Raw genomic sequence first — 23,311 nt, 5'->3', positions numbered from 1 at the left:
AGGGCTGGTCGCGCCCACGCGGCGGAGCCGCACATCGATACCGCCCGGCGCCCCTTACGGGGCGCTGAAGTAGTGACCCTCTTCCAAGTCGGCGATCAGACCCGGCTGTTCCGGCTTCCAGCCCAGGAGCTTGCGGGTTCGCTCGCTCGATGTCGCGTTGTCGATGGCCGCCGCCATGCCCAGCCAGCCGAAGTGGGCCTGCGCCTCTTCCGCCGGGATGCTCTTCAGCGGGACGTCGAGGCCCCTGCCCATCGCCGCCGCGATGTCCTTGAAGGGGATTCCCTCATCGGCCGCACCGTGCAGGCCGGCGCCCGCCGGGGCCGACTCCAGGGCCAGGCGGAACAGGCGGGCGGCGTCCTGGCGGTGGACGGCCGGCCAGCGGTTGGTGCCGTCGCCCACGTACGCGGCGACGCCCTTCTGCCGGGCGACGTCGATCAGCCGGGGCACGAAGCCCTGGTCGCCGCGGCCGTGCACCGAGGGGGCCAGGCGGACCACCGCGCTCCGTACGCCGCGCTCGGCCAGGGCGAGCGCGGCCAGGTCGGAGTCACTGCGGTAGGTGCCCGGTACCGGGGTGTCCTCCTCCGTCGCCACCCCGTCGACCGAGGCGAGCATCATGGTTCCCGAGGTGACCACGAAGGGCCGGTCCGAGCCCTCCAGGGCCGCCCCGACCGCCTCGATCACGCGCAGGTCGCTCTCCGCCGCGCCGGTGAGGTTCGGGAAGTCGTCGTGGTTGAAGGCCAGGTGGATGACGCCGTCGGTTCCGGCCGCCGCGCGGGCCAGGTCCTCGGTGTCGTCGAGGCTGCCGCGGTGCACTTCGGCGCCCGCCGCCCGCAGGGACTCGGCCGCCTTGTCCGAGCGGGCGAGGGCGAGGACCTGGTGGCCTGCGCCGAGGAGTTCGGGGATGAGGGCGGAGCCGATGAAGCCGCTGCCGCCGGTGACGAATACCCGCATGATGGGTCTCCTTCGAGGGATGGGGTGGTGCTCCCATCGTTCGGCCGGTGGGCGGCGGGCGTCCAAAGCCTGTTTCGCAATACGCCATGCATTTCAGGCATCGGCGCAGGTCGCGGGCCCTATCCTGGGGGTATGGCTGATCCGGCTTCTGCCCCTGACCTCGATCTGCGGCTCGTCCGGTACTTCACCGTCGTCGCCGGACAGCGGCACTTCGGGCGGGCTGCCGACGCCCTGCACATCACCCAGCCGGCGCTGAGCCGGCAGATCCAGCGGCTGGAGCGGGTGCTGGGGGCGCGGCTCTTCGACCGCACCCCGCAGGGTGCCCGGCTCACCGAGGCCGGCGAGGTGTTCCTGCCGCGGGCCGGGGCGTTGCTGCGGGCAGCGGGAGAGGCCGCGGCCGTCACCCGGGCCGCCGCCGAGCCCAGCCGGATCACCGTCGGCTACATCAACGGGATCTTCGTCACCGCCGCCGTGCGCGATCTGCGCCGCCGCTTCCCGGACGCCGACGTGCGGACCCTGCATCTCGGCTGGAACGAGCCGCGTGAGGCTCTGCTGACGGGACGGGTGGACGCGGTCGTGACCCGTTTGCCGCTGTGCGCCGACGGGCTGCGGGTGACGGTCCTCTACGACGAGCCGCGCGTTCTGGTCGTCCCGCTGGACCACCGGCTGGCCGGGAAGGAGTCGGTCACGCTCGACGACATCGCCGACGAACCGCTGCCCCGGGGGAAGGATCCGCTCTGGAACGCGTTCTGGCGCATCGATCCCCGGCCGGACGGCAGCCCGGCGCCCGACGGGCCGTTGATCGGCGCGGTGGAGGACAAGTTCGAGCATGTCGCCGCCGGGCAGGCCGTGGCGATCGTGCCCTGGGTACCGGGCGCGGCCATCCGCCCCGACCTGACCGCGGTCCCGCTGCACGGTGTCGAACCGAGCCACGTGGTCCTGGCGACCCGCGCCGGGGACGATCACCGGCTGCCGGCCGCCTTCCGGAGGTCGGCCGAGGCGCTGCTGACGGGGCCGGAGCCGGCCTAGGGGGTCAACTGGGCCTGGACGGCCGGGCCGTAGCGGTCGGCGATGTCGCCGATGTCGGTGGCCGCGGAGTCGCGCAGCCGCGGGCCACGGGCGATGCCGTACATCACGCCCAGGCCGATGAGCTGGGCGACGGCGAGTTCGGCGCGCAGCTCCGGGTCGGGTCCGGTGAGCCGGGCGGCCAGGGCGTCGACCACGTGAGCGCGGAAGTTGGCGCGCAGCACGTCTCCGTGGTCGCCGTGCAGGGGCGCGAAGGCGATCCGCAGCAGCGGGTCGGCGCCGCGGTCGCGCTGGCTCTCCAGGACGTGCCGGACCATGTGCCGGCCGAGGTCCGCCAGGGGTGCGTCCAGCAGGGCGGCCGCGTCGGTGTCGAAGGACATGACGCGGGCGAACAGGCTGTCCTTGTTGCCGAAGTACTTGAGGATCAGCGGCGCGCTGACCCCGGCGCGTTCGGCGACGTCCTTGAGGGTGATGTCGGCGTGCGCGTGCCGGGCCAGGAGGTAACGGGCGGCCTTGAGGATGGCCGCCCTGGTGGCCTCGGCGTCCCGGCGGGCGGGGGCCGGGGCGGGTGCGGCGGGGGTGCCGGATCGGGTGCTCACGGCACTCATGCTCCCTCCAGCGCGTCGTCCCTCGCACTCCCGGCCCGGGCCTGGGCACGGGGCGTGTCGCCAGGGGCCTTGTCGCCGGGTATGGACAGGGCCGCGGCGCCGGCCACGAGGGCGACGACGCCGGCCATCGCGAACGCCAGCAGGTAGCCGTGCAGCGTGGCGACCGGAGCGCCGCCGACGAGGCTGGTGTGATGGGTGAGGACGGCGGCCACGGCGGCGCTGGAGGTGGCCTGGCCGATGGTGCGCATGAGGACGTTGACGCCGTTGGCGGAGGCGGTCTGGCTCGCCGGGACGGCCCGCAGGATCAGCGTGGGCAGCGCGGAGTAGGCGAGGGTGGTGCCGGTGGCCACGACGGTGGCGCCCAGGATGATCATCCAGAGGTCGCGGCTGTCGGCGATGCGGACCACGTATCCGCAGGCGATGACCGCGGCGCCGAGTGCCAGGGTGATGCGCGGGCCGCGGGCGGCGGAGATCCGGGCGGAGAGCGGCGAGAAGAGCAGCATGGTCACGCCGCCGGGGAGCAGGCACAGGCCGGTGGCCACGATCGACAGGCCGAGGCCGTATCCGGTGGCCTTGGGCGCCTGCACCAACTGGGCGGTGACCAGGGAGTTGGCGTAGAAGGCGAAGCCGGTCAGCAGGGCGGCGACGTGCGAGAGGCCGACCCGCGGCCGGGACACGAGGTGCAGGTCGACCAGGGGCCGCTCGGTCCGCAGCTGCTGCCACCACCACAGGGCCAGCACGAGGACCGCGGCGCCGAACAGTCCGAGGACGCGCGGGCTGCCCCAGCCCCACTCGCCGCCCTGCGAGACGCCGAGCAGCAGGCAGGTCAGCCCGACGGCCAGCCCGAGCGCCCCGAGGACGTCGAACCGGCCGCTCTCGCGCACCGGCGACTCCCGCACCGCCCACCACACGGCCGCGACGCCCAGCGCGCCGAGGAAGCTGGTCAGCCAGAACATCGTGTGCCAGTCGTAGTACTGCACCACCAGCGCGGCCAGCGGCAGGCCCAGCGCGGCGCCGATGCCGACGGTGGAGCTCATCAGCGCCACCGCCGATCCCCGGCGCTCGGGCGGGAGTTCGTCGCGCAGGATGCTGATCGAGAGCGGTACCACGGAAGCGGCGGCCCCCTGGAACGCGCGGGCGACGATCAGCACGGCGATGTCCGACGACAGGGCGCACATCACGGAGCCCACGGTCATCAGGGCGAGGGCCCCGGTGAGCACCCGGCGCTTGCCGTACATGTCGCCGGCCCGGCCGAGCACCGGGGTGAGGACGGCCCCGGCGAGCAGGGTCGCGGTGACCATCCAGGAGACGGCGCCGGCCGAGGAGTGGGTGAGCCGGGGCAGGTCCGGCAGGAGCGGCACGACCACCGTCTGCATGACGGCCATGAGGATCCCGCCGTAGGCCAGCACCGGGATGGTCAGCCGTTCCCGCAGCGGGGGCGCTGCGGCGGGCGATCCCGGGTGGCCGGCTGTCGGGGCGGGCTGGTCCATCGGCACTCCTGCGGGCGACGCGGATAAGGAGGTGAATACCCATTCACCCTATCGGGTGAATGGGTATTCACCCAACCCACTCCGCGGCCGTGGGGCGCCTATGACCGGACGTGCAGGGCGCGCGCCGCCCGTGGCCCGAGCCACCGCTTGAACCTGCGCAGCACCTCCAGCCGTCCGGCGGCCTTGTCGAGGCCGTAGTAGAGCTGCGGCGGGACGTACGGCAGCAGGGGCGAGTGCCGTTGACCGAGCAGGGCGAACATGCGGTGCGGGGGCAGGCCGATGTAGCGGGGCAGGTTCTCGTACCACTGGGCGCTGAGGCGGGCGGCGCTCTGGGCGGAGACCAGTTCGGCCCGGCGCCGCCCTTCGTAGGCGGCGAGGGCCTCGGGCAGGGCGGCGTGGTCGCGCAGGGCGTCGGCGAGGCACATCGCGTCCTCCAGGGCGAGGGTGGTGCCGGCGCCGATGGAGTAGTGGGTGGTGTGGGCGGCGTCGCCGAGCAGGACGAGGTTGCCGCGGTGCCAGGTGCGGTTGGTGAGGGTGCGGAAGGCCGGCCAGGCCGCCGAGGAGCCGCCGATCAGCGGGTGGCCGTCGAGGATGCCGGCGAACAGCTTCTCCAGCAGGGCCAGTTGGTCGGCCTCCTGCATCGCGTCGAGGCCGAGGCCCGCGAGGGTGGCCGGGGCGCACTCGATGACGCAGGTGCTGTGCCCGTCGTCGTACGGGTAGCCGTAGCACCAGACCCAGCCGTGCTCGGTCTCGACGAATGCGAAGGTGAAGGAGTCGAAGGCCCGGGTGGTGCCGAGCCACACGTAGTGGTTGCGGCCCTCGGTGGCCTCGGTGCCGAAGTGGTCTGCGTGCTGGGTGCGCAGGGCGCTGTGGATGCCGTCGGCGGCGACGACCAGGTCGGCCTCGGGGAGGTTCCCGGGAGTGATCTCGTTCTCGAACACCAGCCGGACCCCGAGGTCGCGGGCGCGTTTCGCGAGGATCTCCAGGAGGCGGTGGCGGCCGATGCCGTGGCCCGCGTCGCCGGGCTGCCGGGTCATCCGGTCGCGGACGTGGGCGACGCCCTGGGTCCAGCGCACCGAGCTTCCCTCGATGGCCCGGGCCGACTCGGGGTCGTAGGTGTGGAGCCGGTCGAGCAGGGCGCGCCAGTAGGTGACGCCCCAGCCGTAGGTGGAGCCCTCGGGATTGCGCTCGTGGACGGCGATGTCGCGGGACGGGTTCTGCCGCTTGAGCAGGATCGCGAGATACAGGCCGGCGGGCCCGCCTCCGACGCAGACGACCTTCACGCACACACCTCTGAGTCATACCGAACGTGGTCAACTGGCATCGGAGAGTAGCAGCGCGCGGAGACCCGGCCCGGGCTTTCGAATCGCGCCAGATCGACGCCGTGAGCCACGCCACCCGGACGGCGGACCGCCGCGAAAGATCACCGGAAAGCCGCGCACCCGGGCAAGGAATTCCCCGTTCCGGGTCCGGCGGAGCCGGCGCCGCAGCAAGATCATCTTCATTTAATCTTGTAGGACATGTAGCCAATTGTCCTGATCACAGCCAACCGGATCCGGGCGATTTCTCCCGCCCCGAAGCGGGCGGATAGGCATACGGGGACATCACCCGCACCCGTCACAGGAGCATCCGCATGCCCGAACTCACCCGCCGTCGCGCCCTCACCGCGGCGGCCGCCCTCGCCGCCGCGGCCGGTGCCCAGACCCTCGTCGCGTCCGGCGCCTCGGCCGCCGGCCACTCGCACGAGGGAGCACTCGAACCCTTCGACGAGGTCTACAGGGGCCGCCGAATACAGGGCCGGCCGTCCGGCATGGGCGACATGGGCGGAATGAAGGGCATGGGGGGCGGTCACCACCACGGACACGGCGCCGGATACGCGGTGTTCGTGGACGGGGTCGAACTGCACGTGATGCGGAACGCCGACGGCAGCTGGATCAGCGTGGTCAGCCACTACGACCCGGTCGCCACCCCGCGCGCCGCCGCCCGCGCCGCGGTCGACGAGCTGCAGGGCGCCGCGCTGCTGCCGTTCCCGGCCAACTGACCGCCCTGATCGCCCCGTTCAAGGAGCTTCCCGCACATGACCGTACGCAGGAACCAGGCCAGTCTGACCGCCGACGAGAAGCGGCGGTTCGTCACCGCCGTCCTCGAGCTGAAGCGCAACGGACGTTACGACGACTTCGTGCGCACGCACAACGCCTTCATCATGTCCGACACCGACGACTCGGAGCGCACCGGCCACCGTTCGCCGTCGTTCCTGCCCTGGCACCGCAGATTCCTGCTCGACTTCGAGCAGGCCCTGCAGTCGGTGGACTCCTCCGTCGCGCTCCCCTATTGGGACTGGAGCACCGACCGGACGGTCCGCGCCTCCCTCTGGGCACCGGACTTCCTCGGCGGTACCGGGCGCAGTTCGGACGGGCGGGTGACGGACGGGCCGTTCGCCGCGGCCGGCGGGAACTGGCCGGTCGACGTCCGTGTGGACGGGCGTACTTATCTGCGCAGGTCGCTCGGGACGGGCGTGCGCGAGCTGCCGACCCGGGCCGAGGTCGACTCGGTGCTGTCCATGGCGACGTACGACATGGCGCCCTGGAACAGCGCCTCGGACGGCTTCCGGAACCATCTGGAGGGCTGGCGCGGGGTCAACCTGCACAACAGGGTCCACGTCTGGGTCGGCGGGCAGATGGCCACCGGGGTCTCCCCCAACGACCCGGTGTTCTGGCTGCACCACGCCTTCGTCGACAAGCTGTGGGCCCGGTGGCAGCGCCGGCACCCGGGGGCGGCCTACGTACCGGGCGGCGGCACGCCGGACGTGGTGGACCTGGACGAGACGATGAAGCCGTGGAACGACGTGCGGCCGGCGGATCTGCTCGACCACACGAAGTTCTACACGTTCGACACCCTGGAGGACTGATCAGGTCTCGGCACCAGGTCTCCGCGTCAGGCCTCGGCCGTACGGCACTCCGGGTGGCCCCAGCCCTGCGCGTTCTTGGCGATCGGCTCGCCGGCCGCGTAGGAACGGCCGCACAGGCAGCGGCCCGGGAACTTGGCCTTGATGGTGCGGGACGAGGAGCCGCCCGCCGCACTCTTGCGGGGTGCCGCCTTGCGGCGCGGGGCCGCGGCGGAGGCGGCGGCCGCCTGTGACGGCGGCGGTACCGGGGAGCCGAGGGCGCTGCCCGCGGCCTCCTGGACCGTGGCCGCCTGGCTGGCCGCACGGTCGGCGAAGTCGTTGAGCGGGTCGCCGTCGACCTGGTGGGCGGGGACGTACCGGAAGTCGACGGTGCGGCCGTCGAGGAGTTCGTCGATGCGGACGACCAGGTCCTGGTTGGCGACCGGCTTGCCGCCGGAGGTCTTCCAGCCGTTGCGCTTCCAGCCGGGCAGCCAGGTGGTGACGGCCTTCATCGCGTACTGCGAGTCCATCCGCACCTCGAGCGGCACGTCCGGGTCGGTGGCCGCCAGCAGCTGTTCCAGGGCGGTCAGTTCGGCCACGTTGTTGGTGGCCTTGCCGAGCGGCCCGGCCTCCCAGCGGGCCGGAGTCTCCGCGTCGTCGGACACCACCCAGGCCCAGCCGGCCGGTCCCGGGTTTCCCTTAGAAGCCCCGTCGCACGCGGCCACCACTCGTTCACGCATGGGCCCGATCATGCCACGGCCGGGCGGGGTGCCCGGCCGTGGCCCGGGATCCGCCCTGGTCAGACCTCCGCGCTGGACGGCATCTCACCCTCGGTGGTCGTGACGTCGATCACCGAGAAGTTCGCGCCCTGCGGATCGGTGAGCGCCGCCATCCGGCCGAAGGGGCTGGTCATCGGCCCGAACCGGAGCGCCGCGCCGAGCTTCGTCGCCTTGGCGACGGCCTCGTCGCAGTCGGCGACGGCGAAGTACACGTTCACGTACGAGGGCACCTCGGGCGGGAAGTCGTCGGTCATCCGCATCCGGCCGAGGACGGGCTGCTCACGGAGGTGGAAGGTACGGAAGTCGACGTTGCTGTCCTCGATCTGCCGGACCATGTAGGGGAAGACGGCCGCGAGGAAGGGGTCGGTCTGCTCGGGCTCGCGGGTGAAGAACTCCGCCCAGCAGTAGGCGCCGGGCACCGCCGTGGCCTCGAAGCCCTCGTGGACACCGCCCTGCCAGATCCCGAACACCGCGCCGCTGGGCTCACGGGCCAGGCACATGGTGCCGAACTCGCCCACCTGCATCGGCTCCATCAGCACCTCGCCGCCGTTCGCCCGGATCCGTGCGGCGGTGGCCGCCGCGTCCGGCGAGGCGAGGTAGAGGCACCACTGCGACTGCCCCTCCTGACCGGGCATGGGCGGTACGACGGCGGCGACGGCCTTGCCGTTCGCGTAGGCCTGGGTGTAGTTGCCGTACTCCGAGGACGATTCGCCGAAGGTCCAGCCGAGGACCTCGCCGTAGAAACTCTTGGCCCCCTCCAGGTCGCTGAACATCGCGTCGGCCCAACAAGGGGTTCCTTCAGGTTGTGTCGCCATCGCCGCGGACCTTCCGATCGTGCGGGTTCTCCCGGTTTCTCACGCTAGCCACCGGGCGGTCCGCCCGCGCGCCGAACGCCCGACTCCGGCGGACACTGGAAGGGGAGTCGGCGGCCTTCGGTGGACGGGGCGCGGTATGGCGGACGTGATGCGGGCATGGTCGGTGGAGCGGCCCGGGCCGGCCGAGGCGGATCCGCTGCGGCTGGTCGAGCGGCCGGTGCCGGTGCCCGGGGCGGACGAGCTGCTGGTGCGGGTGCGGGCCTGCGGGGTGTGCCGTACCGATCTGCATGTCACCGAGGGGGACCTGCCGGTGCGCCGGCCCGGCGTGACTCCTGGGCACGAGGTGGTCGGCGTGGTCGCGGGCATGGGCGCCGGGGTGGCGGACTTCGCGGTCGGCGACCGGGTCGGGGTGGCCTGGCTGCGGCGCACGGACGGGGAGTGCGCGTACTGCCTGCGGGGCGCCGAGAACCTGTGTCCGCACTCGGAGTACACCGGCTGGGACGCCGACGGCGGTTACGCGGAGTACACGACCGTAGCGGCCGCCTTCGCCTACCGGCTGCCCGGTGCCCTCGACGACGTCGCGCTCGCGCCGCTGCTGTGCGCCGGGATCATCGGTCATCGCGCGCTGCGCCGGGCGTCGCTTCCGGCGGGCGGGCGGCTGGGCCTGTACGGCTTCGGGGGCAGCGCCCATCTGTGCGCGCAGGTGGCGCTCGCCGAGGGCGCGCGGGTGCACGTGCTCACCCGGGGCGCCGAGGCGCGGCGGCTGGCCGTGGAGCTGGGCGCGGCCTCGGCGCGGGACGCCTACGAGCCGCCGCCCGAGCCGCTGGACAGCGCGATCCTGTTCGCGCCGGTCGGCGACCTGGTGCCGGTCGCGCTGCGCGCCCTGGACCGGGGCGGGGTGCTGGCGGTCGCGGGCATCCACCTCAGCGACGTGCCGTCGCTGAACTACGAGCGCGAGCTGTTCTACGAGCGGGAGCTGCGCAGCGTCACCTCCAACACCCGTGCCGACGGGCGGGAGTTCCTCGCCCTCGCCGAGCGGCACGGCGTGCACGCGACCACCCACGCCTACCCGCTGTCCCAGGCCCCGCAAGCCCTGCGGGACCTGAAGGCCGGGCGGTTCGACGGGGCCGCGGTGCTGGTGAACGACCTTTCCTGAGCTCAACCCCGGGCGGCCCCGGGTACGAGAGCGGGCGACCGGCGCACGATCGGGAAACACCACCCTTTCCACCCCGAACACCAGGTTTGCGCAACTAAGGCATGCAACCGCCCCTTTCGCGCCGTATCCCTAGATCACCAAGGCTGTTTGGCTTGTCCGTGCGCACCACCACCTCGCACACCACCGACCCTCCGGGTCACCGTTGTTCACCTCTCTGCTGGAGGGAATGTGTCCACACCGGACAGCGTCATCGGCTCCGCCGTCGACGAGCCCGAGCCGGATCCGACCACCGACGGGCAGCTCACCAGCCTGAGCACCCGGGCGGCACGCCAGCTCGCCACGACCACCAAGTCCGAACCGCAGATGCAGGCCATCACCTCCCGGTGGCTGCTGAAGACACTGCCGTGGGTGGACGTCAAGGGCGGCACCTACCGGGTCAACCGGCGCCTCCAACTGCGCACCGGGCGGGGCCGGGTGAGCTTCGAGCACAACGGCGGCGACGACATCCGGGTCATCCCGCAGACCCTCACCGAACTGCCCATCCTGCGCGGCTACGACGACCTGGGCGCGCTGACCCGGCTCGCCGACCGGTTCCAGCCCCGCGAGGTCCGGGCCGGGCAGGTGCTGTTCGAGGCGGGGCAGCCGGTCACCGAGACCTATCTGGTGGTGCACGGCCGGTTCATCCGGTACGCGGCCGGCAAGTACGGCGAGGAGGAGGTCGTCGGGGTCGTCACCGACGGCGACCAGATGGGCGACGAGGCGGTCGGCCAGACCGATCCGCTCTGGCTCACCTCGGTGCGGGCCGAGACGGCGGGCGTGGTCCTCGCGCTGCCCTGGGCGGTCGCCGAGGAGATCATGGACCGGGTGCCGTCGCTCGGCGCCCATCTGCAGGCCTATGTCGACCGGCAGCGGCTGCCGATGAACCGCAAGGGCGAGGCCGAGGTGCCGGTGCAGGCCGGCCACACCGGCGAGCCGACCCTCCAGGGCGGCTTCGTGGACTACGAACTCGCGCCGCGCGAGTACGAGTTGTCGCTCACCCAGACCGTGCTGCGGGTGCACTCCCGGGTCGCCGACCTCTACAACCACCCGATGGACCAGACCCAGCAGCAGCTGCGCCTGACGGTGGAGGAGATCCGCGAGCGCCAGGAGTGGGAGCTGGTCAACAACCGGGAGTTCGGGCTCCTGCACAACATCGACTACGGGCAGCGGATCAGCTCGTTCACCGGTCCGCCGACCCCGGACGACATGGACGAACTGATCTCCATGCGCCGCAAGACCAAGGTGATCCTGGCCCACCCCAAGGCGATCGCGGCCTTCTTCCGGCAGTGCAACCGGCGCGGCCTGGTGCCGCCGTCGACCAACGTCGACGGGCACGAGATCCCGGCCTGGCGCGGGGTCCCGATCTACCCGTGCAGCAAGATCCCGATCAGCGACGACCACACCAGCAGCATCATCGCGCTGCGCACCGGCGAGGCCGACCAGGGGGTCATCGGCCTCTACCAGACCGGTATCCCCGAGGAGTTCCAGCCCGGCCTGAACGTCCGCTTCATGGGCGTCAACGAGCAGGCCGTCATCAACTACCTGGTCACCGCCTACTACTCGCTCGCCGTCCTGGTCCCCGACGCGGCCGGGATCCTGGAGAACGTCCAGCTCGGCCGCACCGCCGACTGACGGCCTGGAGCACATCCATGAGCACAACCACCACGTCCTACGAGCTGCCGGGACCGCCGAACATCGCGGACCGGCTGCGCCCGGCCAAGCGCACCGGGGCGGTCCCGGGACTGCACTACCGGCCGGCCGTGCCCGCCGACCCGGAGAAGGCCGCCGAGCTCGACCGCCGCCTCGAGGCCTGGGCCCGCGAGCTGGACCTGTTCCCCGCGGCCTGGAAGGGGGACTTCTCCGGCTTCCAGTTCGGCCGGGCCGTCGTCCTGCAGCATCCGGGCGGCCTCGACCTGGACCGGCTCACCGCCGCCGGCAAGCTACTGCTCGCCGAGAACATCGTGGACTCCTGCTACTGCGAGGAGGACGAGGGGCGGGGCGGATCCCGGCGGGGTCTCGGCGGCCCGCTGATCATCGCCCAGTCGGCGCTCGACCCCTACCACGGCATTCCCGAGCTGGAGGAGGAGTGGCGCGAGGGGATCCGGGCCACGGGTCCGCTGCGGTCGTACCACTTCGCCCTCACGGACTTCGCGGCCTTCGCCACGCCCAGCCAGACCGACCGGTTCGTCCACGACATCGCCCGGCTGCACCTCGGGTACCTCGGCGAGGCCGCGTGGATGGAGACCAAGTACACGCCCCGGGTCTGGGAGTACCTGGTGATGCGGCAGTTCAACAACTTCCGGCCGTGTCTGTCGATCGTCGACGCGGTGGACGGCTACGAACTGCCCGAACAGCTCTACGCGCGCCCGGAGATCCAGCGGATCACGGCCCTGGCCTGCAACGCCACCACGATCGTCAACGACCTGTACTCCTTCACCAAGGAGCTGGCGAGCGACCCGGACCACCTGAACCTGCCCCAGGTGGTGGCCGCCAACGACCGGCGCGGGCTGAAGGCGGCCTATCTGAAGTCCGTAGGCATCCACAACCGGATCATGGACGCCTTCGAGGAGGAGTCGGCCGCCCTGGCCGCCGGCTCGCCGCTGATCGCGCGGTACGCCGAGGGGCTGGCCGCCTGGGTCGCCGGCAACCACGAGTGGCACGCCACCAACACCAACCGCTACCACCTGCCCGACTACTGGTAGCCACCGAGCCAATCCGAAACACCGTCAGAAACACTTCGAGGAGCAACTGTTGACGACCGCCCCTGTCGCTCGGAAGACCACCACGTCAGCCCCGGTGCCGACCCAGTCCAGGTACCAGAACAGCGTCGCGGAGTACTGGAACGCCGAGGAGAACCCGGTCAACCTCGAACTCGGAAAGATCGACGACCTCTACCACCACCACTACGGCATCGGTGAGGCCGACTGGTCGGTGCTCGACGAGACCGACCCCGCACTCCGCCAGGAGCGCGTCACCGCCGAGCTGCACCGCCTGGAGCACGCGCAGGCCGAGCTGCTCGCCTCCCACCTCGGCGCCCTCACGCCGGCCGACCGGGTCTTCGACGCCGGCTGCGGCCGCGGCGGCGGCAGCATCGTGGCGAACCTGCGCTACGGCTGCCACTCCGACGGGGTGACCATCTCCGCCAAGCAGGCCGACTTCGCCAACGAGATGGCCCGCAAGCGGGAGGTCGGCGACAAGGTCCGCTACCACCACCGGAACATGCTGGACACCGGCTTCGAGACGGGCGCCTACGCGGCCTCGTGGAACAACGAGTCCACGATGTACGTCGAGCTGGAGCTGCTGTTCGCCGAGCACGCCCGGCTGCTGCGCCGCGGCGGCCGCTATGTGACGATCACCGGCTGCTACAACAACACCTACGGGCAGGCGTCCCGCGAGGTGTCCCTGATCAACGCGCACTACATCTGCGACATCCACCCGAGGTCGGAGTACTTCCGGGCGATGGCCGCCAACAGGCTGGTACCGGTGCATGTGGAGGACCTCACCGCGGCGACGATCCCGTACTGGGAACTGCGCAAGCAGGCCGACCACCTGGTGACGGGGATCGAGGACGCGTTCCTCACCGCGTACAAGAACGGCAGCTTCCAGTACCTGCTGATCGTGGCTGATCGGGTCTGATCCGCCGGGTGTCCACGAGGGGGCGGTGTCCGCGGACACCGCCCCCGTCCCCGTGCGGCTCACTCCCCCGCGTACGCCTTCCGCAGCGCGGCGATGTCCAGCTTGCCCATGGCGTACATGGCGCGCGTGGTGCGCGCGGCCTTCTCCGGGTCGGCGTCGCCGATCATCTCGATCAGCCCGTCCGGGATCACCTGCCAGGACAGGCCGTACCTGTCCTTGAGCCAGCCGCAGGGGCCGGGCTCGCCGCCGTTCTCGGTGAGCTTGGCCCAGTAGTGGTCGACCTCCTCCTGACCGTCGCAGTAGATCTGGAAGGAGATCGCCTCGCTGAACTTGAACTGCGGACCGCCGTTGATGGCCACGAACTTCTGCCCGTTTGCCGTGAAGTCGACGGCCAGCACGGACCCCGCCTCTCCCGGCCCGGCCTCGTTGTACCGGCCGACCTTCCCGATGCTGGAGTTCTTGAAGATCGACACGTAGTAGTGGGCGGCCTCCTCGGCCTGGCCGTCGAACCAGAGACACGTGGTGAATCCGTCGGTGGTCATGGGTACCTCCTGCGAGCGGGAACGGGTCATCTGTACCGACCCCCGCTCACCGAGAAACTCATCGCTGAGCGCCCCGACAGGGGCGCTGGTCGTCACCCACGGCCGGTCGGGCTCGACCGTGGAGTTCCTGGACGTGGTCGGTCCGCTCACGGATCCCGCGGCGCCCGGCGGGGACCCGGCCGACGCCTTCCCCGTGGTGCTGCCGAGCATCCCGGGGTTCGGGTTCTCCGGACCGACGGCGGGGCTGAGGAGCCGCCGGGCGGCCCGGCCTGCGGGAAAAGCGGTGGCCCTGCCGGCCGGGCATCGGCATCCTGCCCTGCGTGGACGCACGGGAATTCAGGGTGAACGACCCGAAGCTGCGGGACATCTTCGACCAGGACGCCGAGCGGTACGAACGGGCTCGGCCCCGCTACCCCGCCTCGCTGATCGAGGAGCTGGTCCGGGTCACGGGGGCCGGGCCGGGCGTCCGGGTGCTGGAGATCGCCCCGGGCACGGGCAAGCTCACCGTCGATCTGGCGGGGTCCGGCTGTTCGATCACCGCCGTGGAGATCGGCCCGAGCATGGCCGCCGTAGCCCGCCGGCAACTGGCCGCGTTTCCCGCCGTGGACGTGGTGGTCGCGGCCTTCGAACAGTGGGAGCTGCCGCTGGAGCCGTTCGACGCGGTGGTCTGCGCGACGGCCTTCCACTGGATCGACCCGGCGGTCCGGGTGCCGAGGGCGGCCCGGGCGCTGCGCCCCGGCGGGCTGCTCGGTGTCGTCGCCACGCACCACGTGGCGGGCGGCACCGAGGACTTCTTCGCCGAGGTCCAGGAGTGCTACGAGCGCTGGGATCCGGCCACCCCGCCGGGCCTGCGCCAGACCCGCGAGTCGGACCTCGCGACCGACACGGGCGAGTTCAGCCGATCCCCTTGCTTCACCGACGTCGCCGTGCACGGCCACGCCCAGGAGATCACGTACACCACCGGCCAGTACCTCGACGTCCTGCTGACCTACTCCAACCACCGCGCACTCCCGGAGACCGCCCGGAACGGACTGCTCGCGAGCATCCGGGAGCTGATCGACTCCCGGTACGGCGGGGTCGTCACCAAACGGTACTGGCACGAGCTGATCACGGCCGTGCGCGTCGGACCGTAGGCACCTCGCTCTCCGGCCGCCACCGGCGGTTTTCCGCCAGCGCGAAAACAGGGCGCATGCGTCGCGTCACCCCGGGTACCCGAGGGTCGAGGCACGCATGAGACGTCCGGTCCCGGGTATCCGGGACCGCGGCACCTGGACATGGGAGAGGACATGGACACCGCCGGGATCCGGTTGGCAGCAGTGGACACCGCTCACCCCGTCGCGACGTGGACGCCGGACGGAGCACTGCCAGAGATCGAGGACCCGAGGGCCGTCGCCCCGCGCAACGCACGCGAGCTGTCCCGCCAGTTCTTCCAGCGCCTCGGTGAGCTGGAGGAAGGCACTCCGGAGTACCAGTACGCCCGCAACACGCTCATCGAGATGAACATGTCGCTGGTGCGGTTCGCGGCCGGACGGTTCCGCAACCGGGGCGACGACATGGAGGACATCGTCCAGACCGGGATGATCGGCCTCATCAAGGCCATCGACCGGTTCGAGCTCTCGCGCGAGGTCGAGTTCACCTCCTTCGCGCTGCCGTACATCGTGGGCGAGATCAAGCGGTTCTTCCGTGACACCACCTGGGCGGTGCACGTGCCGCGCCGGCTCCAGGAACTGCGCGTGGAGCTGGCCAAGGCACGCGAGGAGCTCTCCAGCCGCCTGGACCGGGAACCGACGGTCGCCGAGCTCGCCACGCTCATGAACCTGTCCGAGGACGAGGTGGTCGAGGGCCAGCTGGCCGCCAACGGCTACAACTCCTCCTCGCTGGACGCCGCGCTGACCGGGGACGGCCCCGAGGACGGCGAGGCGGTGCTGGCCGACTTCATCGGGGTCGAGGAGGAAGGGCTGCGGCTCGTGGAGGACTTCCAGTCGCTGGCCCCGCTCATGGCCGAGCTGAGCGACCGGGACCGGGAGATCATCCATCTGCGGTTCGTGGAGGAGGCCACCCAGGCGGAGATCGGCGAGCGGCTCGGCTGCTCCCAGATGCATGTCTCCCGCCTGATCAAGCGGATCATCACGCGCCTGCGCCAGGGGATGCTGGGCGAGCTCGGCTGCGCCTGACCGCGGGCTCCCCGGGCGCTGCCCCGCACCGGCGCGTGGGGCGGCGCCCGTGGCTTCGGCTCACCGAGGGCTGCCCAGGACCGTGGCTCACTGCGGGAAGCGCACCAGCGCGCGCACCCGCTTGCCGACCGGTACCCGTTCGGCGGTCACCTCCGCGGCCAGTGCGTGGACGATCTCCAGCCCGTGCCGGCCGACCCGCTCGGGGTCCCTGGGGAAGCGCCGCGGCAGGGCGGCGCTGCTGTCGTACACGGAGACCAGGACCGCGCTGTCCGTACCCTCAAGTTCGAGGATGTACGGGCCGTTGCTGTGCCGGTCCGCGTTGGTCACCAGCTCGCTCACCACGAGGAGCAGCTCACCGTCGGCCCGGGGATCGATGGCGGCGCACCACTCGGTCCTGAGCTGCTCCAGGAAGCCGGCCGCGAAGTCCCGCGCCTCGGCGATGCAGCCGGGCTCGCCGGTGTAGTGCGCCGCGCGTCGCAGCGGCTCCACGGGTACGTCGAAGCCAGTCGGTATCACTGCCCCGCCCAGGTTTTCGATCATGCGTGTCTCTCCAGGAGGCCGGCCCGGCCGGTCGCTGTTGCATCCATGCTCGTACCCCGAGTGCGCTCCGACAGTCCCCGGGGGTGTTCGCCGACCGCGCACACCTCACGTCGCGCTGGTCACAGGGCCGGCGAACCCGGGGGCGGACGAGCCGGGCGGTACCTACCGGGCCGAGGACGCCGGGGCGGCGGAGGTCACCGCGGACTCGGGGCCGGGCGACGCCGGCGACGCGGCGGACTGCGGGGCGAGCGGCTGCGCGGAGGACGGCGGCTCGGAGGCGGGCCCCTGCGACTTCGGCGGCTGCGACGCCGGCGACTCGTTCTTCGGGGACTCGGTACGGGGGGACTGGTTCCCGGTCTGCGGGGACTCGGTGCGGGGGGACTCAGTCTGGGGCGACTCGGTCTTCGGGGACTCGGTCTTCGGGGACGCCGACGAGGGCGGCTCGGAGGACGGCTCCTTCGAGGACGGCGGCTCGGACGAGGGCGGCTTCGACGCCGGCGACTGCGAGGACGGTGAGCTCGACGGCGGGGACTGGGAGCCGTTCCCCGGGCTCGCCGGCGTCGACGGGCCGGACGAGACCGGCGGGCACGGGGCGGTGCCGGGTGACCCGGGCTTGCCGGACGCCGGCGGGCAGCCGTGGTGGGGCGGCGGGTTCATGGGGTCCGGATTCGCCGGGGGCCTGGCCGGGCGGTCGTGGTGCCCGGTGTGGTCGCCCCGGTGGCGGCCGAACCAGTCGTCGTGATCGTGGTCGAAGACGATGAAGACCTTGATGATCTGCGCGGCCGGCGCGACGACCACCACGTTCGCGGGCCGGTAGGCGGCCCAGGCGGTGCCGGTGGTCCTCGGGGTGGTCCGCTGCGCGACCGGCGGGGCCAGCGGGTTGCCGCAGGCGCACCGCAGCCGGGGCACGCCGTGCCCGTCGACCAGGACGGCGGTGCCCGCCTGGAGCACGGACTGGTAGGTGGTCGCCTTGCCGTCGCGATAGCCGTGTGCGGTGACCCGGGTGTCCGCGCGCAGCTGTACGGAGGTGAGGGAGCGCAGATAGGCGGGGACGCCGGACGGCTGGACGCCTACCTGCGAGGCGAACGCCCTGTTGCGCGAGGGGGAGGCCTGGAAGTACTTGATCTGCTGCTCGACGTCGCAGCTGGCGCTGTTCCTCGTGCCGCTGTAGAGGCCGGGCGCCCCGCCGTCCACCCCGCGCACCTCGTTCGTCTGTGCCGCCGACGCGACCGGCGCCGCGGACACCGGCGCCGCGGAGCTCTTCTTGGCGGTGGACTCGGTGAACGGGTCCTGGCCGGAGCTGTCGGCGGCCTGCAGGAAGACCTCACCGTGTTTGCCGGAGCTGTCGCCCGAACGGGTGAGGACCAGGGCCAGGGCCGCGGCGATCACCACGGCGGTGGTGAGCGTCGCGACCCGGGGCACCGACCTCCACCACGGCCGGTGCGGGTCCCCGCCGTGGCCGTCGCCGCCTCCGGACGGCTGCGAGGGGGGTCCGGGGGGCGGTCCGGAGGGCCCGGACAAGGGGCCGGAGGGGGGTCCTGTGGGACGGCCGGACGACGGCGGTTCGACGCTCACGCGCTCATCTCCCCAGTGCGGTAAACGGCATTCGTTAAAAATGCCTCATTTGGGGCATGTCGAGCCCAATGTGCGCTGCTCCGGTACCGGCCGCAAGCGGACGCGGAGGCAATGCGGAGCCGACACGGAGCCGACGCGGACGGCGGAAGCCGACGCGGACGGACCACCCGGCGGGCGGCGGCCACGAGTGGTGCCTAGCGTGACAACGTGCGCCCCCGAATCGCCTCCGCGCGGCCGGTGGCCGCGCCGGCCGGCCGGTCCGCGGCCCGGCACGGCTGGCCGCCGGCCCTGGCCGTGGTGCTGGCCGCGTCGGTCGCCATGCTCGTGGTGGCGGCCGTGGGGCTGTGGGCGGCGGGCGCGTCGGACCTGCCGAAGGGCGCGTTCCTGCCGGTGGTCCTCGCGACCGTGGTGACGGCGGTCGGCGGCGCCGTCGAGTTGTCGGGGAACGCGGGCGAACTGGCCCGGACGAACGCCGGGCTGACGGTCGTACCGCTGTCGGTGACGCTGGTCGGGTCGCTGGTCGCCGCCGGGGGCTTCCTGCGGCCGCTGCGGCACCGGGCGGTGGCCGGGGCCGGGGAGCTTGCGGGGTGGGCGGCCCGGATCGCGGTGCTGTGGCTGCTCGCGCTGATCGGACTCGCGTCAGGTGCCCGGCACACCTTCGCGGTGGACGTGGGCAGCGGCGTGCTCAGTGACCTCACCGACGCGCTCGACGCGGCTCCGCGGGCGGGCTTCACGACGGACGTGCCGCTGACGGCCGGGATCGGGCTGCTGTGGCTGGCGGGGATCCTGCTGCTGGCCCTGCTCGTGTCGCGCGGGGCGCCACTGCCGGGGCGGCTGCTGCGCTTCCAGGCCTCGGTGCGCCCGGCGGCGTACGCGATGGTCGCGCTCGCGCTGGCGTACGTCGTGCTGGCGCTGGTGATCGCCCTGGCCGCGATGGTCACCCGCGGGCATGCCAGGGAGACCCTCGCGGTGATCCTGCTCGGGCTGCCGAACCTGGCCTGGCCGGCCCTCACACTCGGTCTGGGCGCCACCTGGAAGGGCAGGGTCGACGGCCCGTTCGGGCTGCCGGTGCCGAAGGTGCTCACCGAGGTGCTGCGCACACCGGACGTCTCCACCCTGAACCTGCGCACCGTCACCGCCCACGACGGCCGCTGGTGGTGGCTGGCCTGGGTCGCCGCGGTGCTGGTGCTCGCCGCCGCGTTCCTGATGGCGGCCCGCTCCCCAGCCCGGATCCGCGCCTGGCAGCACGCCCTGCATCTGGCGGTCGCCCTCGGGCTGACGATGCTGACGCTGTGCCTGACCGGCCGGATCTCCGCCCACTACGGCCTCTCCCTGCTCGGCATCGGCGACCTGGGCGGCAATCTCTCGGGCGAGCTGCTGCTGGAGCCCGTGCTGTGGTCGGCGGTGGGCCTGGGTGTGCTGTGGGGCCTGGCCGCCGGGTTCCTGGGCGCGCTGCTGGCCCGCCGGGTGCACCGGCGGGGCGAGGTGGCGGGCTGAGGGGCGTCCGACGGCTCCGGCGGTCCCGACGGCCTCGGCGGACCGGGGCCCGCCCAGGACGGCGGGCGGGTCACGGACCGCTCGTCCCGCGCCGCTGCCGGACATCAGCGGTCGCCGGGGGTGACCACCCGGGTCGGGTCGTGACGGGAGCCGTCGCCGCCCGGCTCCGCGCGGTCGGTCACGTACGTGGACAGCCGTCGCCCGTCGCCGTACAGCCAGCGGCCCTCCGCCGGGTCGTACAGCCACATCGACTCCCCGTCGACCACCACACCGATGCGCAGCCCGTGCGTACGGCCGCGGAAGGACTCGCCGTCGAGGCGGCCGGCGGCGAGTTCCTCGACGGCGGCCCGGTAGCCGGTGAGCGCCTCGGCGGCCCGGGCGAGGAGCGGGCGCGGGTCGCCGGCCTCGGTGGGCGGGCCGCCGGTGACGGGCGGGTCCTGCGGTACGGCGACGAGGTAGCGGCCGTCGACCCAGGCGGACCACCCGTTGGCGCAGCTGATGTGCGCCCAGTCGCCGCGCCGTTCCACGAGCTGGACCGGCAGCAGCGCGTCGAGGGGCACCGTGGGCCGGGCCGGGTCGGGGACCTCCCAGGCGGGCATGCCGTCGCCGGGGACGACATGGGTGGGCCGGAATCCCGGCGTCGTCGTCATCGGTCGCCTACTTCCGCATCACGGCCGGTTCGTGGCGGCGCAGCAGCCGGGACAGCACACAGCCGAAGACCACCGACAGCACCACCAGCATGAGCATGTTCCGCAGCCAGACGCCCACCGAGTGCCGGAAGAAGGGGTCGGCGGTGAGGGCGCCGGGCACGATCCGGTGCAGTTCGACGGTGCCGGCCATGGCGCCGAGCGCCCAGCGCGAGGGCACCAGCCACGCGATCTGCTCGAAGCCGGGTACGCCGTCCAGCTTCAGCAGGGTTCCGCAGAACACGACCTGCACGATGGCGAGCAGCACCAGCAGCGGCATCGTCACCTCCTCCTTGCGGACGAGCGCGGAGATCAGCAGGCCGAGCATCATCGCGGTGAAGGAGAGCAGGGCCGTGGCGACGGTGATCTCCAACAGGGGCGGCATCAGCACGCCGCGGCCGCCGGGCGCGTCGAGGGCGACGCCGGCCAGGCCCACCTGGGTGAGCACGACTGCCTGGAGCACCGTGATGGTGCCGAGGACGACGACCTTCGACATCACGTACGCCGATCTGGGCAGGCCGACAGCTCTCTCACGCTGGTAGATGCTGCGTTCCTTGACCAGCTCGCGCACGGCGTTGGCGGCCCCGGTCAGCACCCCGCCCACGCACAGAATGAGCAGCACGTTGGTCGCGGAGTCGGAGGTGAGTCTGCTGCCGGCGACGGCCCGGGTCATCGCGCCCATCACGAACGGCAGCCCGATCATGATGGCGAGGAAGGTCCGGTCGGCGGCCAGCGCGGCCGTATAACGGCGCACCAGGGTCGAGAACTGGGCGCCCCAGCTGCGCGGCCGCGGCGGTGAGCCCGCGCCGACCGGCCCGCAGCGCGGCACCACCGGCTGCGAGCTGGAGTTCACGATGTACTTCCGGTGGTACGACGAGGCGCGGTACTCCCCCGCCCAGTCCCGGCCGGTGTCCCGTTCGAACGCCTCGAAGGCCTCGGGCCACTCGTCGAACCCGAAGAAGCCGAGGGCGTCGCCGGGCGGGCCGAAGTAGGCGGTCCGGCCGCCCGGCGCGAGGACCAGGAGCCGGTCGCACACGTCGAGGCTGAGGACGCTGTGGGTGACGACGATGACGGTACGGCCGTCGTCGGCGAGGCCGCGCAGCATGTTCATCACCGAGCGGTCCATTCCGGGGTCGAGTCCGGAGGTCGGCTCGTCGAGGAAGAGCAAGGACGGCTTGGTCAGGAGCTCCAGGGCCACGCTGACCCGCTTGCGCTGTCCGCCGGAGAGGCTGTGCACGGGCTGCTCGGCGCGCTGTTCGAGGCCCAGCTCCCGGATGACCTCGTCCACCCGTCGCCGTCGCTCGGCCTTCGCGGTGTCCTCGGGGAAGCGCAGTTCGGCGGCGTAGGTGAGGGCGCTGCGCACGGTCAGCTGGACGTGCAGGATGTCGTCCTGCGGGACCAGTCCGATGCGCTGGCGCAGCTCGGCGTAGTCGCGGTACAGGTCGCGGCCGTCGTAGAGGACGGTGCCGTGCCCGGCAGGGCGCTGACCGGTGAGGGCGTTGAGCAGGGTGGACTTGCCGGCGCCGCTCGGTCCGACCACGGCGAGCAGGGACTTCTCCCCCACCGGGAAGGAGACGCGGTCCAGCAGGATCTTGCGGCCGTGGTCGACGGCGACGGTGAGTTCCTGGACGTCGAGGGAGACCTCGCCGGTGTCGACGTACTCCTGGAGCCGGCCGTCGACCAGGCAGAACGCGGAGTGGCCGATGCCGACGACGTCCCGGGGGCCGAGCGGGGCGCGGGTGACGGCGCGGCCGTTGAGGTAGGTGCCGTTGTGGCTGTCGAGGTCGACGATCTCGTAGCCGCCGTCGGGGTCGGCGCGCAGTTCGGCGTGGTGGCGGGAGACGATCAGGTCGTCGACGACGACGTCGTTGTCGGCGGCGCGGCCGATGCGGACCGTGCGCGCCCGGAGCGGACGTACCGTGGAGGGCTGCCGGAAGGTGGCGGTCCGGTTGGGCATGGAGACCACGGACGGACGGTCCGCGGCGAGCGCCGGGCGGCCGCTGAGGACGGCGGACGGCCCGTCGGCGGGGCTGCCGAAGCGGATCACCGTGCCCGGTCCGACCTCCCACTCCCGGATGCGGCGGCCGTCGGCGTAGGTGCCGTTGGTGCTCTGCTCGTCCTCCAGCGTCCAGTGGCCGTCGTCGGGCCGGAGCACCGCGTGGTGCCACGAGACCCGGGCATCGTCGATGACGATGTCGCTCAACGGGTCCCGCCCGACGTGGTAGTCGCGGCCCGGGCTCATCACCGTGGATCCCGTGTCGGTCTCCAGGACGAGTTCGGGCGCCGTCGAGGCGACCGGCCACTCCGCCATGGCCAGAATTCTACCGATCCGGCCTCTTCTGTGCCTGGTCACGGCCGCCCGGGTATCGGCTGCCGGGGTCAGGCGACGGGGACGACGAGGGCCGGGATGGTGCGCTGCATCCGCAGGGCGTCGATGGACTCGGCGAGCAGTTCGTACTCCGTGGTGTCGTCCTGGAGCGCGATCCGCACCAGCCGCCCGTCGGCCAACTCGTCGGCGACCAGTTCCTGCCGGGCCGCGTCGGCGCACCAGGCACGCAGCAGGCCGGGTACGTCGGAGACGGTCTCCGCGACCGGGACGAGCGCCCCCTGCGGGAATCTGGGGTTCTCCGGTAAGGGGTCGAGGCGTTCCGCGATCCAGGAGGCCCGGTCCCGTAACCACCACAGCGCCAGTGCCAGGGTCGGCGCACGGTAGGTGCCCAGCGGAACGCCGATGCGTTGCCCGCCGCACATGCCGTATGCCGTGACATGGCACAGGAATTCGTCGTGCACGATCACTCCCCCGTAGCTCGCCGGTGTGCCGTCGCGGCCGGGTTTCCGTGCGGCTCCTGTGCGGTGAAGTGCCCCTGACATTCGAGTATGTTCACTTTCGAAACACTGTCACCACACCTTTCC

Annotated in this window: 21 protein-coding genes and 2 pseudogenes; 11 read left to right on the top strand and 12 right to left on the bottom strand. The window is 72.3% G+C overall.

The features are described 5' to 3' along the window. Positions 1-54: 54 nt before the first annotated feature. Complete coding sequence (locus tag ACFY0P_RS25135) at positions 55-951, bottom strand: SDR family oxidoreductase (protein ID WP_388917102.1); 897 nt, start codon at positions 949-951, stop codon at positions 55-57. A 132-nt stretch (positions 952-1,083) separates the two neighbouring features. Between ACFY0P_RS25135 and ACFY0P_RS25130 the strand changes: the two genes are divergently transcribed. Then, complete coding sequence (locus ACFY0P_RS25130; protein ID WP_388917099.1) at positions 1,084-1,980, top strand: LysR family transcriptional regulator; 897 nt, start codon at positions 1,084-1,086, stop codon at positions 1,978-1,980. On the opposite strand, the gene ACFY0P_RS25125 is transcribed toward ACFY0P_RS25130, so the two are convergent. The 3 genes from ACFY0P_RS25125 to ACFY0P_RS25115 form a co-directional block, all read right to left on the bottom strand. Then, on the bottom strand, positions 1,977-2,585 hold the full coding sequence (locus ACFY0P_RS25125; protein WP_388917096.1) for a TetR family transcriptional regulator: 609 nt from the start codon (positions 2,583-2,585) through the stop codon (positions 1,977-1,979). The genes ACFY0P_RS25130 and ACFY0P_RS25125 overlap by 4 nt on opposite strands. Further along, entirely contained in the window at positions 2,582-4,075 is a 1,494-nt protein-coding gene (locus ACFY0P_RS25120; protein ID WP_388917093.1) for an MFS transporter, read from the bottom strand. The genes ACFY0P_RS25125 and ACFY0P_RS25120 overlap by 4 nt, the downstream gene beginning before the upstream one ends. Before the next feature lie 98 nt (positions 4,076-4,173). Continuing rightward, positions 4,174-5,364, bottom strand: coding sequence for an FAD-dependent monooxygenase (locus ACFY0P_RS25115; RefSeq protein WP_388917090.1), 1,191 nt, complete (start codon positions 5,362-5,364; stop codon positions 4,174-4,176). Positions 5,365-5,708: 344 nt separating this feature from the next. On the opposite strand from ACFY0P_RS25115, the gene ACFY0P_RS25110 reads away from it, so the two are divergent. After that, entirely contained in the window at positions 5,709-6,116 is a 408-nt protein-coding gene (locus ACFY0P_RS25110) for a tyrosinase cofactor (RefSeq protein ID WP_388917087.1), read from the top strand. Between the two features lie 36 nt (positions 6,117-6,152). Further along, positions 6,153-6,983, top strand: coding sequence for a tyrosinase family protein (locus ACFY0P_RS25105; protein ID WP_388917084.1), 831 nt, complete (start codon positions 6,153-6,155; stop codon positions 6,981-6,983). A 26-nt stretch (positions 6,984-7,009) separates the two neighbouring features. On the opposite strand, the gene ACFY0P_RS25100 is transcribed toward ACFY0P_RS25105, so the two are convergent. Together ACFY0P_RS25100 and ACFY0P_RS25095 are read right to left on the bottom strand one after the other, a co-directional pair. Next, on the bottom strand, positions 7,010-7,711 hold the full coding sequence (locus ACFY0P_RS25100; RefSeq protein ID WP_388917081.1) for a ribonuclease H: 702 nt from the start codon (positions 7,709-7,711) through the stop codon (positions 7,010-7,012). A gap of 47 nt (positions 7,712-7,758) precedes the next feature. Further along, positions 7,759-8,553, bottom strand: coding sequence for a VOC family protein (locus tag ACFY0P_RS25095; RefSeq protein WP_388917078.1), 795 nt, complete (start codon positions 8,551-8,553; stop codon positions 7,759-7,761). Between the two features lie 148 nt (positions 8,554-8,701). Here ACFY0P_RS25095 and ACFY0P_RS25090 point away from each other — a divergent pair, with 148 nt between their 5' ends. The 4 genes from ACFY0P_RS25090 (at position 8,702) to ACFY0P_RS25075 (ending at position 13,384) form a co-directional block, all read left to right on the top strand. After that, positions 8,702-9,709 (top strand): zinc-binding alcohol dehydrogenase family protein, encoded by a 1,008-nt coding sequence (locus ACFY0P_RS25090; protein WP_388917297.1) that lies wholly within the window; start codon positions 8,702-8,704, stop codon positions 9,707-9,709. 228 nt (positions 9,710-9,937) lie between these two features. Beyond that, positions 9,938-11,380, top strand: coding sequence for a family 2B encapsulin nanocompartment shell protein (locus ACFY0P_RS25085; RefSeq protein ID WP_388917075.1), 1,443 nt, complete (start codon positions 9,938-9,940; stop codon positions 11,378-11,380). Between the two features lie 17 nt (positions 11,381-11,397). After that, positions 11,398-12,450, top strand: coding sequence for a family 2 encapsulin nanocompartment cargo protein terpene cyclase (locus ACFY0P_RS25080; RefSeq protein WP_388917072.1), 1,053 nt, complete (start codon positions 11,398-11,400; stop codon positions 12,448-12,450). A gap of 49 nt (positions 12,451-12,499) precedes the next feature. Further along, the gene (locus ACFY0P_RS25075; protein ID WP_388917069.1) at positions 12,500-13,384 is read left to right on the top strand and encodes a geranyl diphosphate 2-C-methyltransferase; all 885 of its coding nucleotides are present in this window, start codon (positions 12,500-12,502) and stop codon (positions 13,382-13,384) included. Between the two features lie 59 nt (positions 13,385-13,443). Here the strand turns inward: ACFY0P_RS25075 and ACFY0P_RS25070 are convergent, their stop codons facing one another. Continuing rightward, entirely contained in the window at positions 13,444-13,926 is a 483-nt protein-coding gene (locus ACFY0P_RS25070; RefSeq protein WP_388917066.1) for a VOC family protein, read from the bottom strand. A gap of 85 nt (positions 13,927-14,011) precedes the next feature. Between ACFY0P_RS25070 and ACFY0P_RS25065 the strand changes: the two are divergent. From ACFY0P_RS25065 to ACFY0P_RS25055, 3 genes and pseudogenes are all read left to right on the top strand, one after another. Next, positions 14,012-14,167, top strand: a pseudogene (locus ACFY0P_RS25065) (epoxide hydrolase); the annotation flags it as partial. Positions 14,168-14,237: 70 nt separating this feature from the next. After that, the gene (locus tag ACFY0P_RS25060) at positions 14,238-15,059 is read left to right on the top strand and encodes a class I SAM-dependent methyltransferase (RefSeq protein ID WP_388917293.1); all 822 of its coding nucleotides are present in this window, start codon (positions 14,238-14,240) and stop codon (positions 15,057-15,059) included. A 153-nt stretch (positions 15,060-15,212) separates the two neighbouring features. Further along, on the top strand, positions 15,213-16,100 hold the full coding sequence (locus ACFY0P_RS25055) for an RNA polymerase sigma factor SigF (protein WP_388917063.1): 888 nt from the start codon (positions 15,213-15,215) through the stop codon (positions 16,098-16,100). A gap of 87 nt (positions 16,101-16,187) precedes the next feature. Here ACFY0P_RS25055 and ACFY0P_RS25050 read toward each other — a convergent pair whose 3' ends face one another. Both ACFY0P_RS25050 and ACFY0P_RS25045 read right to left on the bottom strand, forming a co-directional pair. Beyond that, positions 16,188-16,640 carry an ATP-binding protein gene (locus tag ACFY0P_RS25050; RefSeq protein ID WP_388917060.1) on the bottom strand — a complete coding sequence of 151 codons (453 nt, stop codon included), beginning with the start codon at positions 16,638-16,640 and terminating at the stop codon, positions 16,188-16,190. A 357-nt stretch (positions 16,641-16,997) separates the two neighbouring features. After that, positions 16,998-18,215: pseudogene (locus ACFY0P_RS25045) on the bottom strand (DUF6777 domain-containing protein); the annotation flags it as partial. 207 nt (positions 18,216-18,422) lie between these two features. Here ACFY0P_RS25045 and ACFY0P_RS25040 point away from each other — a divergent pair. Next, positions 18,423-19,712, top strand: a complete 1,290-nt coding sequence (locus ACFY0P_RS25040; protein ID WP_388917057.1) for a streptophobe family protein — start codon at positions 18,423-18,425, stop codon at positions 19,710-19,712. Positions 19,713-19,816: 104 nt separating this feature from the next. On the opposite strand, the gene ACFY0P_RS25035 is transcribed toward ACFY0P_RS25040, so the two are convergent. The 3 genes from ACFY0P_RS25035 to ACFY0P_RS25025 form a co-directional block, all read right to left on the bottom strand. Further along, entirely contained in the window at positions 19,817-20,362 is a 546-nt protein-coding gene (locus ACFY0P_RS25035; protein WP_388917054.1) for a hypothetical protein, read from the bottom strand. 7 nt (positions 20,363-20,369) lie between these two features. Further along, on the bottom strand, positions 20,370-22,709 hold the full coding sequence (locus ACFY0P_RS25030; RefSeq protein WP_388917051.1) for an FHA domain-containing protein: 2,340 nt from the start codon (positions 22,707-22,709) through the stop codon (positions 20,370-20,372). Positions 22,710-22,777: 68 nt separating this feature from the next. Then, positions 22,778-23,188: a hypothetical protein gene (locus tag ACFY0P_RS25025; protein WP_388917048.1), complete on the bottom strand. Its 411-nt coding sequence runs from the start codon at positions 23,186-23,188 to the stop codon at positions 22,778-22,780. Positions 23,189-23,311: the final 123 nt, after the last annotated feature.

The sequence above is a fragment of the Streptomyces sp. NPDC001714 genome (genome assembly GCF_042892755.1).
GTDB lineage: Bacteria > Actinomycetota > Actinomycetes > Streptomycetales > Streptomycetaceae > Streptomyces.
This window is presented reverse-complemented; position numbering and strand designations above follow the sequence as displayed.